Origin of the sequence: Exiguobacterium sp. KRL4, assembly GCF_001870785.1 — a bacterium.
Taxonomy (GTDB): Bacteria; Bacillota; Bacilli; order Exiguobacteriales; family Exiguobacteriaceae; genus Exiguobacterium_A.
This window is the reverse complement of record NZ_MOLV01000019.1, coordinates 53,025-65,941: the sequence shown is the minus strand read 5'-3', so window position 1 is coordinate 65,941 and position 12,917 is coordinate 53,025. Positions and strand designations below refer to the sequence as shown.

The 12,917-nt window shown below is 46.3% G+C and carries 12 protein-coding genes; 4 read left to right on the top strand and 8 right to left on the bottom strand.

Annotated features, from left to right (window positions below; all coding sequences use genetic code 11):
- The first annotated feature begins 2 nt into the window (after positions 1-2).
- Positions 3-473 (top strand): cytochrome c oxidase subunit II, encoded by a 471-nt coding sequence (locus BLD48_RS11795; RefSeq protein WP_071500374.1) that lies wholly within the window; start codon positions 3-5, stop codon positions 471-473.
- Entirely contained in the window at positions 474-2,165 is a 1,692-nt protein-coding gene (locus tag BLD48_RS11790; RefSeq protein WP_071500373.1) for a b(o/a)3-type cytochrome-c oxidase subunit 1, read from the top strand.
- A 135-nt stretch (positions 2,166-2,300) separates the two neighbouring features.
- Here BLD48_RS11790 and BLD48_RS11785 read toward each other — a convergent pair whose 3' ends face one another.
- From BLD48_RS11785 to BLD48_RS11765, 5 genes are read right to left on the bottom strand one after another with little or no spacing between them, the layout of a single operon-like run.
- Positions 2,301-2,930: a response regulator gene (locus BLD48_RS11785; RefSeq protein ID WP_014969599.1), complete on the bottom strand. Its 630-nt coding sequence runs from the start codon at positions 2,928-2,930 to the stop codon at positions 2,301-2,303.
- The gene (locus BLD48_RS11780; RefSeq protein ID WP_071500372.1) at positions 2,927-3,952 is read right to left on the bottom strand and encodes a sensor histidine kinase; all 1,026 of its coding nucleotides are present in this window, start codon (positions 3,950-3,952) and stop codon (positions 2,927-2,929) included. The genes BLD48_RS11785 and BLD48_RS11780 overlap by 4 nt, the downstream gene beginning before the upstream one ends.
- A complete protein-coding gene (liaF, locus tag BLD48_RS11775; RefSeq protein WP_071500371.1) occupies positions 3,949-4,668 on the bottom strand; it encodes a cell wall-active antibiotics response protein LiaF in 720 nt (239 codons plus the stop codon). Before liaF ends, BLD48_RS11780 begins: the two co-directional genes overlap by 4 nt.
- Positions 4,669-4,727: 59 nt before the next feature.
- On the bottom strand, positions 4,728-5,351 hold the full coding sequence (locus BLD48_RS11770) for a PspA/IM30 family protein (RefSeq protein ID WP_071500370.1): 624 nt from the start codon (positions 5,349-5,351) through the stop codon (positions 4,728-4,730).
- A gap of 55 nt (positions 5,352-5,406) precedes the next feature.
- The gene (locus BLD48_RS11765) at positions 5,407-5,787 is read right to left on the bottom strand and encodes a lmo0954 family membrane protein (protein ID WP_071500369.1); all 381 of its coding nucleotides are present in this window, start codon (positions 5,785-5,787) and stop codon (positions 5,407-5,409) included.
- Between the two features lie 270 nt (positions 5,788-6,057).
- Between BLD48_RS11765 and rsgA the strand changes: the two genes are divergently transcribed.
- On the top strand, positions 6,058-7,107 hold the full coding sequence (gene rsgA, locus BLD48_RS11760; RefSeq protein ID WP_083412318.1) for a ribosome small subunit-dependent GTPase A: 1,050 nt from the start codon (positions 6,058-6,060) through the stop codon (positions 7,105-7,107).
- 84 nt (positions 7,108-7,191) lie between these two features.
- On the opposite strand, the gene abc-f is transcribed toward rsgA, so the two are convergent.
- From abc-f to pflB, 3 genes are all read right to left on the bottom strand, one after another.
- Positions 7,192-8,871, bottom strand: coding sequence for a ribosomal protection-like ABC-F family protein (abc-f, locus tag BLD48_RS11755; RefSeq protein WP_071500367.1), 1,680 nt, complete (start codon positions 8,869-8,871; stop codon positions 7,192-7,194).
- Between the two features lie 272 nt (positions 8,872-9,143).
- Positions 9,144-9,866 carry a pyruvate formate-lyase-activating protein gene (gene pflA / locus BLD48_RS11750; protein ID WP_071500434.1) on the bottom strand — a complete coding sequence of 241 codons (723 nt, stop codon included), beginning with the start codon at positions 9,864-9,866 and terminating at the stop codon, positions 9,144-9,146.
- A gap of 21 nt (positions 9,867-9,887) precedes the next feature.
- A complete protein-coding gene (gene pflB, locus BLD48_RS11745) occupies positions 9,888-12,137 on the bottom strand; it encodes a formate C-acetyltransferase (protein ID WP_071500366.1) in 2,250 nt (749 codons plus the stop codon).
- Between the two features lie 347 nt (positions 12,138-12,484).
- Between pflB and BLD48_RS11740 the strand changes: the two genes are divergently transcribed.
- A complete protein-coding gene (locus BLD48_RS11740; RefSeq protein ID WP_071500365.1) occupies positions 12,485-12,916 on the top strand; it encodes a hypothetical protein in 432 nt (143 codons plus the stop codon).
- Position 12,917: the final 1 nt, after the last annotated feature.

Sequence of the window (12,917 nt, the reverse complement as noted above, 5' to 3'; positions counted from 1 at the left end):
CAATGCATATTCATCGTTTAGAGAAAATCTGGTTAGGATTTGGTTGCGTGATGTTAGCTGTTTTCTTATTGATCATCGGAGTGTCTGCCTTTGCATCGGGAAATCAGCCGCCATCTGATGCAACACTGATTGATCCAACGCAAGTCGATCAGACAAAACCATTCGATAAGCCAGGACTAAAAAAAATTGATGATAACAAGTACGAAGCGGTCATGGTTTCGCAAGCCTTTCAATTCACCCCTCAAGACATGGTCATTAAAAAAGGGGCAACCGTTAATTTTCTCGTCACATCAAAAGATGTGGTTCATGGATTTGAAATCGTTAAAACAAACGTCAACATGATGGTCGTACCGGGGCATATCAATTCACTGGAGTATACATTTGAAAAAGCCGGTGACTACTTGATTGTCTGTAATGAATATTGTGGTACAGCGCATCATATGATGTCGACAAAAATCAAGGTGGTGGATTAAATGAATGCCATTTCTAAAAAATTAAAAGATTTTGAGATAGAGCGGGGAATGCCTGCGACTGAATTAGGGGTAAAAGAAGCGAAACTAGCATTTGCGTATGTCAGTTTTTCGCTCGTCGCATTGTTGATCGGTGGATTATGTGGTTTGTTACAAACGCTTGTGCGGACAGGAGTCATTCCGGAAATCGCTGGAATCGGTTATTACGAATTGTTGACTGCACATGGACTGATGTTAGCCATTGTTTTTACGACATTATTTATCTTTGGATTATTATTCTCATTTTTAGGACAATCGTTTGGTCGTTTTGAAGAATTTCCGAGACGACTGGGATGGGTTGGTTTTTGGTTGATGATGCTTGGAGTCGTGCTCGTCACCTGGATGGTTCTTGCTGGTGAAGCCTCGGTCTTATACACTTTCTATGCGCCATTAAAGGCACACCCTGTCTTTTATATTGGTCTTGTTATTTTTGTCGTCGGCACTTGGATTTCTTCCGGTGCGATGTTCCGGATGTACGCTGATTATAAACGGGAACACCCAGGTGTTCATCCACCACTACAGGCATACATGAGCATCATGACCGTGTTGTTATGGGTTGTTGCGACGCTAGGTGTTGCAGCTACGATTTTGTTTCAACTATTACCCTTATCGCTTGGGTGGACGGATAAAGTTGGAATTGAGCTATCACGGACACTGTTTTGGTATTTTGGTCATCCCCTCGTCTATTTTTGGTTATTACCAGCATATATTGTTTGGTATACAGTGATTCCTAAAATTGTTGGAGGAAAGATTTTTTCCGATGCATTAGCCCGGATGTCATTTTTATTGTTTTTACTGTTTTCTTTCCCTGTTGGCTTTCACCATCAATTATTAGAACCGGGTATTTCAGCTTTTTGGAAATATATTCAAGTTGTCTTAACGTTTCTTGTCATCATTCCATCGTTGATGACGGCATTTTCGATGTTTGCAACATTTGAATTAGCGGGCCGACGAAACGGAGCCACCGGCTTATTTGGATGGATCAAGAAGATGCCGTATCGGGATGTTCGATTTTTAGCACCTTTTGTCGGTATGCTCTTTTTTATTCCGGCTGGTGCGGGTGGCGTCATCAACGCTTCCCATCAATTAAATATCGTTGTTCATAATACGCTGTGGGTGACGGGACATTTTCATATCACGGTCGGAGCAGCCGTCGCCTTGACGTTTTTTGGAACAGCGTATTGGCTGGTTCCGTTGTTAAGAGGGCGGACACTGACGAAACAAATCAATCGCATCGGTCTCATTCAAACAGCAACGTGGACGGTTGGTATGCTCTTTATGTCAACCGCGATGCATATCTCAGGCTTACTCGGGAACCCAAGACGGACCGGTCCGGCAGCCTATTTTAAAGATTCGTTGGTAGCCGACTGGATTCCCTATCATGCTGCGATGGCAATCGGCGGGACGATTTTGTTCATCTCGATTCTGTTGTTTTTATTCGCCATGTTCCAACTTGCTTTTCGAGCTCCAAAAGGAATCGAGGAATTTCCGGTTGCTGAAACAGAAGAAGCGGCGATGCAGACACCACTTTTCTTTGAGAATTGGAAACTTTGGATTTTCGTGACGTTTGCGTTGATTGCTTTTGCGTATACGGTTCCGATTTGGCATATGATTGAGAATGCACCTCCTGGGGCACCTGGATGGAAATTGTGGTGACAGATTGTGCCATACAAAAAACGAACAAGTTTCTCCTATACCTTGGAGGAACTTGTTCGTTTTTTTAGAATGAAAAATCTGTCACATCGAACTTTTTAAGTATAAAAAAGAAGAAAAGAGTTCAAAAATCAAAGGTTATTTCACAATTCCGTGCTTAAAGGCATAAACTACCGCTTGTGTCCGGTCGACGACATCAAGTTTCGATAAGATATTTGAGACATGCGTCTTGACGGTCTTCAACGAAATGAACAGTTCATCCGCAATTTCTTGGTTGGCCATGCCACGTGCCATTAACTGCAGGACTTCCTGTTCTCGCTCTGTCAGATCGTCATGCAGATGGCTCGTTGGTCTTCGTAAACGTTCCATCATTTTACCGGTGACTTGGGCAGCCATGACGGACTGTCCGCTCGCAGTTTTACGGATGGCCTCCGCGATTTCAAACGCACTAGCTGTTTTTAAGACATAACTCATGGCTCCTGCTTCAATGACCGGGTAGACTTTTTCATCGTCTAGAAAGCTTGTGACAACAAGAATCTTGGCTTCTGGCCAGTCTTTACGAATCAATCGTGTTCCTTCAACGCCGTCAACCGGTTCCATGACTAAATCCATTAAAATCACATCAGGACGATGCTTTAAAGCCAGTTCAGCTCCGACCTGTCCATCTGATGCTTCTGCCACAACTTCGATATCTGCCTGCGTGGACAAAAAGGCAGATACACCTGCACGAACCATCTCATGATCATCGACTAATAACACACGTATCATACTTGCACCATCCGATCTTTTCTCAATTTTACTTCAATTTGTGTTCCTTGTCCGGGGACACTGACGAGACGAATCGTTCCACCCATCTCGGCCGTTCGTTCGCGCATTGAATTGATACCGTACGAAGCAAGCTTCTTTTCATCCACGATGAAACCGACCCCATCATCGTTCATGCTCAAGATGATCGTATCATTGAATTGACGCAACTCGATATCCATATGTGAAGCTTTAGCGTGACGTAACGCGTTGGTCAACCCTTCTTGGACGATCCGGAACAGTTCATTTTCAATCGGACGGGGGAGTTCGATGGCTTCGAGCTTCCAACTCAATTCGGTGGACTGTTTTCTAGATAATTCTTCTAACAGTTGCGTTAATCCTTGTTGGAGGGTCATGCCTTCCAGTTCGACAGGGCGTAACTGTAACAACAGGGAACGCATTTCGGACTGAGCTGTCTGGGCCATCGTCTCAACGAGATCAATTTGTTTGGCAGCGGTTTCAGGTTGGGTTAGAATCGTTTGTTTCGCAGCCGTCGTCATCATCGAAATCGCATACAGCTGCTGGGAGACGGAGTCATGCAGGTCACGGGCAAGCCGTTTTCGTTCCTCCGTGATGGCCTGAACGCGGACTTGCTCAATGTGTTGCGGACGGGTGCTGATTTTTTGGACAGTTTCGACCTGCTCATCAATTCGTTTGCCGATGCGGGATAAGCGGGTCAACGTATGGAAGTAAGGACCATTCACGATCGTTACTTCTTTTCCTTGCTCCAGTTCGATGATGGCAGTCGTGACTTTCTTAAAATCACGGCGCAAAAAGAAGTAGTGGATACTCCCGATTGCTAACGGTAATAAGAGCGATAAGCCGACGACAAGCAGAAAAACGGGAAAGTCCTGTTGACGGACGAAAAGTACATGCCAATCAACTTGGCGTGTACTTAAAAACAATAACGTCGTCATCACGGCAGTCAAAAAACCGGTCATGACTTGGAGGGCGATGACACCAAGCGGGAATTGATCACGTTTCATATTGAAGTCACCTCGACATTCCCGATGCCGAGCATGACATGAATCCGGACTTTCCGGGTCGCTTCATCATATTCAGGAGCACGGTACTGGATTCGGCGGTTAAAAAATGTCGGAATCCGTCGGACATCCGTTTTGACGCTTCCGAATCCGATCGACGTATCGAGCGTATAATCGTAACCCGACGGTAACAAGATCCGGACGTCTCCGACGACACCACTGACGACGATCAATGTTTCGCCTTCAGGCACATAAGCATGGGTCAAATCAATCTCTAAATCACGGACGATGAATTGTTCACTTAAATCCTTTAAGACATAGGGAAGTTCTTGTTGTGTTGCAAACGAATACGCCGGTTGAATTTTGATGCCTTCTTCCTCATACAGACTAGGAGAAATCTTCGAAAAGAAAAATTCTCTGACCGAGTGTCGTGTGACGAGAATGATTCCGAGATATAGTAGGATCCCTGCAATGACGAATCCGATAGCGGCCGAACTCAGAACGACACCGGCTAAGATGATTGTACCCACGACATAAAATAAAATGGCGAGTTTTTCATGATTTCTTTTACGGAAATAGATTCCGACATAGTACAGTAAAAACGGAAACAGGACTCCGAATAACACATTCCCGGCACCTGTCGTCAAATCATAAAATAATCCGAGGGCGAATAGGATCGACACGTAACCGACTAATTGTTTTGTACTTAATCGTCGCACGAGCAATCTCCTTCCTGACATGACAAAGGGAGGCAACGATGCCTCCTTCATCAGAACACTTATTTTTGGAAACGACGTTCGAGTTCGGCAATCCGTGCATCGATGTCATCTTCTGCGATGGTCGCTTCTTCTACCTTTGTTTCATCTTCTTCAACTGTAAATGGATGTTGCTCTTCCTTAATAGTAGCATTTGGTTCACGTTCTAGCACCTGGTTCATCTTTGATTTTAGATTCGAGACGTTTTCACGCATCATCCATTCATACCGTTTGTTTTGTAAATCTTCTAATTTCAGTTTTAATTCAAGTGCTTCTCGTTCTAGTTGGTTCAGTTCCCGTTTCGTCTCTTCGATCAATTCTTCAAAGAAACGAAACTGCTCGCCATAATGTTTGGATTCGATTGCAGCACGCTCGGCGAGTTCCTGTTCTCCCGCTTCTTTAGCAATCTCGACTTGTGTAAATCGTTTGTCTGCTAATTCCTTGGCTTCGTCTTGTTTAGAGGTCAACTCGACGAGTAACGTCCGTTGGCGTTCGAGTAACCGGTCGATTTCTTTTAGGTCGGATTCAGTCGTCCGAATATGGCGGACTAACTTCTTAGCCGGTGCTTCGCCTTGATCGGCTGCTTTTTTGACTTCAGTCATCATTTGATTGGCAAACTCGTTTAATTGGTCAAATACGTTTTTCATGAAAAATTCCTCCTTGGATGTAAGTTCATTTGTGTGTTTGGGGTTAAGCGGTCGATTAGTGGCGTTTTTGATCGAGATCCTTCCAATCGGCTTCAAAATGCGTCGAAGTTGTCGAACGACGGCGGGCAAATAAAGTATTTAAATCAACACGTTGCATTTTCATTCGCATGTATCCGATGTAAAGAGCGAGAGCAGCAGCAATCCCGATGACGGCCCAGATGTTAGACAGAGCTAAACCGATGCCAAGAGCGGCGAGTAATCCGAATCCGATTTTTGCTAACACTTTCGATGTTTGGACAAATTTACTGATGGCATAAAATGCGAGGAGCGCACCGAGCCCGAGTCCGATCATGTGTGGTAATGTACCGATGACGACAGCGAGCAGGGCGAGACCGGCAAGTGCCATCAAGACCTGTTTTCCTTTTGATTGCTTCATGATGAAGCCTCCTTTTTCTTGATACTCTTATCTTACGGCAGCTGAAGGCGAATCACGACGCCCTTCGGACCGTAATTCTCTCCGACTTGAGGCGGAGAGTGAAAGTCTGACTTTAGTATGCCTGCTATGTCTGACTTAAATAATATGGTAAAATTCGACTATCAGAAACGAGAGGAGTGGTGTTTGATGAGTGCGACTAGCCACGTAATGAATCAATTTACCGGAGTACAGGGAGGGGTTTCCCTCCCTTAAATCAGAGGAGGAAACCATTTGAACGAATGGGGTAAGTTACCGACAGATGAAGTCGGAACAAATGAACAGTTAGGTCACGTCACGGCGGTCTTCCAAAAGCAATACCGTGTGATGACGGCTGACGGGGAAACATTAAGTGAGTTATCGGGAAAGATGCGGTTTGAAGCGTTGACGAAAGCAGAACTTCCGGCGGTCGGTGACTGGGTCATCCAATCAGAACGGGAAGTGGGAAAAGGACGCATCGAACGGATTCTGCCGCGAACCTCACAATTTTCTCGAAAAGCAGCGGGGACGGAAATCGAGGAACAAATCATCTGTGCGAATGTCGACGTCGCGTTACTCGTCATGGCGTTTGGACATGATTTTAATGTTCGCCGTTTAGAGCGGTATTTGACGGTCGCTTGGGAAGCGGGGGTCAAACCACTGATCGTATTGACGAAAAAAAGTTTAATCGATAATGTGGACGACTTGCTTTCAGAGATTGACGAGATTGTCTTCGGAACACCTTATTTTGCCGTGGACTCGTTGACGGGAGAAGGATTAGACGCCTTAAAAGATGTTTTGCAACCACGAGAGACGATTGTCCTTGTCGGATCGTCTGGTGTCGGGAAATCAACGCTCGTGAATGCCTTGGCGGGCGAGCAACTGATGGAAACGGGTGGTGTCCGAGAAGACGACGAACGGGGACGTCACACGACGACGCACCGGGAATTAAAACGGTTAACCAATGGGTTGTTACTTGTTGATACGCCGGGAATGCGTGAGCTGGGTCTCTGGGACGGGAGCGAAGGATTAGCGTCTACTTTTTCAGACATCGAGATGCTCGCAAAATCATGTCGCTTCCGAGACTGCCAGCACGGAGGGGAACCAGGCTGTGCAGTTCAAGCTGCTTTAGCGAACGAAAGCTTGTCGCACGAACGGTGGGAAAGTTTTCTGAAGTTAAAACGTGAGATGGCATATGCGGAACGAAAACAAAATGTCGCCTTGCAAGCAGCGGAAAAAGAGAAGTGGAAGAAAATCCACAAGCAGGCACAGGCCCGGACGAAACTAAAATATCAAAAACGCTGATTTTATTTAAAATCACAAACGAACGACGCCCTTCTGGTTAGATAGAGAGGCGTCGTTCGTTTTGTTAAACAATAGATAAAGGATTTAATCATGCTCAAAATAAATCGTGCCTGTCAAATCATCAAGACGTTTCAAATCGTTTTGAATGGCGTGGATGTCGCTAGGCTGCTGTTCCCGCAATTGTTTTGTCCCGACCGGATGAACGGTCGCATGTTGATCGAGCGAGATCGTTCGGTTCGAGAGACGGTCGTTGAAGTAACGATCGTGCGAAACGAACAACAGTTCTCCCGGGAAGACATCGAGTGCCGCCTCGATTTGTTCGCGGGTCGTTAAATCCAGATAGTTGGTCGGTTCATCGAGAATCAACAGACGGGCACCGGAAAAATAGAGGCGTAAGAAGGCAATCCGGCATCTCTCGCCCATACTCGCTTCGGCAATGGGTTGATAGACTCGGTCACGCCGAAATAGAAAACAAGCGAGAAGCGTCCGCGAATCGGTCTCAGAAATCGTCGTGTCCTGCATCAAGGCGTTGAGCAGAGAACCAGAAGTCGGCAAATTCGAAAGCGCCTGAGAAAAATAGCCGGTTGTCAGGGACGGGTGACGTGTGATCGTTCCTTGAGTCGGGTCGAGTTCACCTTGAATCAGACGGAGCAACGTCGTTTTCCCGGAACCGTTCCGACCGATGACGGCAATCCGGTCGCCTTGTTGCATGGAAAAGGTCAGCTTTTCAAACAACATCAGGCCATCATACGAAAAGGAAACGGCTTCTAACGCAAGTAACTGCTTGGCGGAAAATGATGCGGCTTCAAATGCCACATGAACGGATGGCGGTGTTTCCGGTTTCGTAACACGGTGGTCGAGCACCTGTTCAAGTTGTTTTTCTTTTGCTTTAAATTTCTTTGCTTGTTTTGCAGCTTTTTTCTTTGCATAAGGATCCCGTTCACTTGCGTGTGCGACAGCTTGTTGATGCCAGTTTTGGTATTGGTTGATCATCCGCTTCAGTTCCTTGCGTGTTTTTTCCTGTTTTTCATATTCGCGTTCTTGGGTCAGGCGTTCCTGTTCTTTTTGCTGGCGATACGTTTGATAGTTCCCTTTATAACGTGTTGCGCAATCTGCTGTCAGCTCGATGACGGCATCCGCCGTTGCGTCGATGAAAGCACGTTCGTGTGAGACGTAGAGAATCGCGATTGATGTCTGATGCATCCAGTCGATCAGCCAATCCGACGTGTCAGTATCCAAGTGATTAGTCGGCTCATCCAGCAGAATGAAATCTGGTTTTTGGACCAACAGACAGGCGAGTTGGATGCGTGTCTGTTCGCCGCCGCTGAGTGTGTCAAAGGGGTGAGACCAGACGTGTTCGGGTAGTTGAACTTCTTTTAACGCACGTGCTGCGTCCGCTTCGAGCGAAAAAGCGTCTAGATCGAGCGCAGCTTGGTAATCTTCAAGTGACGTCGACTGCATTGTCCGTTCCCGTGCCTGATAACGAAGCAAATCGGCTTGTTCGACCAGTCGGAGTGCCGAGTCATTGGAAGAAGTACGGTTTTGGGCGACGTGACCGGCATTTGTATAGGCGCGGAAGATGTCGCCCGAAGTCGGCTGGATCTGCTGGAGGATGACGTGTAATAACGTCGTTTTACCCACTCCGTTGGCACCGACGAGGGCGACATGTTCACCCGGATGAATGGAAAATGAGATGTGTTGAAACAACGTCTGTTGAGGGAGATCAAAGCGTAAATCATGAATCGATAAGATTTCAGTAGGCATATTCTCAGCTCCTTAGGAGTTCATTTCAATACAGATGAAATGAAAACACACCATCCGAAAGCGAGCGGATGGTGTGCAGGAGTGCGAATCAAAGAAGGTATCTTCCTGATGAGGGAAATACCAAAAATGAGCAGACTCGTAGCGTCAGTCATCCGCAACCGTATTGCGAAAGTGATGAATTCTTTTCATCATTAGACGTTAGCGAGTGTATGCTTCATTTCGGTATTGTACCTCCTATTCGTAGACTATGTGTTCAGTGTAGCAACTTGTGGTCAGCAAGACAAGTAAGAATCAAGCAATGCTTGAGCGGCCGTTGCTTCTTCCATACTCGGAGGAAGGACGTCTTTTAACGGATAGTCGAGTCCAAGCGCCTCCCATTTGTAGACACCTAGTTGATGATAAGGAAGCACTTCGACCCGTTCGACGTTTCCGAGTGTCCGAATGAACTCTCCGGTCTGACGCAGAAACGTTTCCGTCATCGTCAAACCAGGTACAAGGACGTGGCGAATCCAGACCGGAATGTTTCGATCAGCTAATCGTTTCGCAAAAGCAAGTGTATTCGCATTACTTCGCCCTGTCAGAATCCGGCATGTCGCATCATCGATATGCTTGATGTCGAGCAAGACGAGGTCCGTATGGTCTAAAATTTGATCGATATTTTTAGGGACGACCGAGCCGGCTGTATCAATGACAGTATGAAGACCTTTTTGTTTTGCTTCGCGTAATGCAGCTTCTAGAAATTCCGGTTGGGCGAGGGGTTCGCCGCCGGAAAACGTGATACCACCACCCGTCGCTTCAAAAAAGGAACGGTAGCCCTCGGCCTCTTCGATGATGGCTGTCGCCGAGACGGAACGACCACATCCGAATTCCCATGTATCTGCATTGTGGCAATACTGACAGCGTAAGGGACATCCTTGCGTAAAAACGATGAAACGAATACCGGGTCCATCGACCGTCCCGCAGGATTCAACAGAATGAATCGTTCCGTGTGTCATGTTCATCTTGTCCTTTCTGAATTAAAGTGCACCATGGAACGTCCGGTTGATGACATCGATTTGTTGTTCCCGTGTCAACTTGATGAAGTTGACGGCGTAACCGGAAACACGAATCGTCAATTGTGGATACAACTCTGGGTGTTCCATTGCATCGAGTAACGTTTCCCGATCAAAGACGTTGACGTTCAAGTGGTGTCCTTTTGAGACGGTTCCACCCATATACCCATCAAGCAGTCCGACGGTATTTTGAATCCGTGTCTGTTCATCTTTACCAAGTGCTTTTGGAACGATGGAGAACGTATAAGAGATGCCGTCTAACGCATGTTCGTACGGTAATTTTCCGACAGATGTCAGCGCAGCAACGGCTCCTTTCGTATCCCGTCCGTGCATCGGATTGGCTCCGGGAGCAAACGGTTCGCCTGCCCGTCGACCGTCTGGTGTATTACCGGTCTTTTTGCCGTAGACGACATTCGATGTAATCGTCAAGACGGATTGGGTCGGCAAGGCATTTCGATAAGTCGGATGCTGCCGGATTTTTTCCATGAAGAGTTTAACAAGATCGACGGCTATCTGGTCAACACGCGCATCGTTGTTTCCGAATTTCGGGAAGTCACCTTCGATTTTAAAATCAACAGCGATTCCGTCTGCATCACGAATGGGTGAGACTTTTGCATAACGAATGGCAGAAAGACTGTCCGCGACGACCGATAGTCCGGCGATGCCACAAGCCATCGTCCGCAAGATTTCCGGATCGTGCAACGCCATCTCGATTCGTTCGTAACTGTATTTATCGTGCATGAAATGGATCACATTTAACGTATTGACATAGAGCTCCGCTAACCAGTCCAGTTGACGATCATAGGCTGCCATGACCGTTTCGTAATCCAACACGTCATCTAAGATCAAGTTGGTTGCCGGAGCGACTTGGATTTTAAGTTTTTCATCGATCCCACCGTTCAGGGTATAAAGTAATGCTTTGGCGAGGTTCGCCCGTGCTCCGAAGAATTGCATCTGTTTCCCGATCCGCATTGCGGAGACACAACATGCAATCCCGTAATCATCCCCATAGATTGGTAACATCAAGTCATCGTTCTCATATTGAATCGAACTTGAGAGAATTGACATTTTCGCACAGAATTCTTTAAAACCACGGGGGAGCTGTGTCGACCAAAGGACGGTCAGGTTCGGTTCAGGCGCCGGTCCAAGATTGACAAGTGTCTGTAAGAAACGGAACGAACTTTTCGTGACGTTCGACCGTCCATCTTCACTCATACCGCCAATCGATTCGGTGACCCACGTTGGGTCGCCGGAGAACAGGTCGTTGTAGTCCGGTGTCCGAAGGAATTTGACGATCCGAAGTTTCATCACAAAATGATCAACGAGTTCCTGAGCCGTTTGTTCGGTTAATCGACCGGCTTTTAGATCCCGTTCGATATAGATATCTAAGAACGTAGAAACACGTCCGAGAGACATCGCGGCGCCGTTTTGTTCCTTGATCGCAGCCAGGTAAGCGAGATAGACCCACTGGAAAGCTTCTTGAGCCGTTTCGGCAGGGCGAGACAGATCACAGTCATACCGCTTCCCGAGTTCTGTCAGTTCCTGTAACGCGCGGAGCTGCTCATTCATTTCCTCACGATCGCGAATCATCGACTCGGACAAGAAACCACCGTGGTTCTGCAAATCCTGTTTCCGTTGTTTAATCAAGTAAGCTGTTCCATATAAGGCAACACGACGGTAATCACCGATGATACGTCCTCGACCGTAAGCATCGGGAAGTCCTGTAATGATGCCAGCTTTTCGGGCGGCACGCATTTCAGGGGTGTAAGCATCGAATACCCCTTGATTGTGTGTTTTCCGGTATTCACTGAACGTCCGGGTGACGATTGGATCAGCTTCAAATCCGTATGCTTCTAGTGCATCATTGACCATCCGGATACCACCATTCGGATGAATGGAACGCTTGAAGGGTTCGTCTGTCTGCAATCCGACTACTTTTTCTAGATTACGATCGAGATAACCTGGTCCGTGTGAAAGAATCGTCGAAGGAGTAGCGGCATCGACGGCATACACACCACCTCGTGTCCGTTCTTCGCTTGTTAGATTCATGATCTGTTGCCAAAGTGTTTCAGTAGCTTCTGTTGGACCAACAAGGAACTGGTCGTCCCCTCGAAATTCTGTCCGATTTCGTCGGATGAAGTCGGCTACATCAATTTTGTCGATCCATTCTCCTGTTTCGAATTGTTGCCACGCTGGTGTTTTTTCAAGTAACATCGTGAACACTCCTTTGTTTGTAGGGGAAACAGTTCAAGGTCCATCCCTTATGTGAATAGTGTAACAAACATTTCGTAAGAAGAGTTTTACATCCCGGTGAAAGCGTAGAAGATTCTTGAAACGTTGGTACATCAGGCTTTTTTGAAATGTGTATCACTGAGAAGACTAGAATGGAAAAACAGAAAAGAGGCAGTATGAAGCCATATTTCAGGAACTGTATCACTCTTTTGTTTAAAAAATGAGAGAGACAGTTTGAAACGTGATAAAAGTCACATCAGGTTATCTTGTATTTTTATGACGTATCGTTGACAATGAAAAAGGGAATATAGACCGTGGAGGTGCATAAAATGGATTTTTCGATTTTGGAAGACCGTGCCGATTACAGAACAGGTGACTGGCTGACGCTAAAAGTATCAACTGAAGGAACACCACGAACTGGAATGATTACAGAATTTGAAGATGATGGTTTCTGGATTCGTTTTGAAGATGATTTTGACTTTGAGGATTTCATCGGGTATAAAGAAAAATATTTGGCTCAACTGGTGCGACGTCCAAGTGATGTCAAAACAGATTACCCAGTGCTCAGTCGTTTCACGAAACTTGCGAATGAGCTTCAAGATCGTGTCAGTCAAGGGTTTGAAATCTTGTCGGAACAAATAAAAAATGACAATGAAGTGACGTATCATATCCGGCTTGTCGATGCAGGTAATGAATACACACAGACGTTACGTGGTTTACGTGACGACACGACCGATCGATTTGAATACGTCACAGAATGAT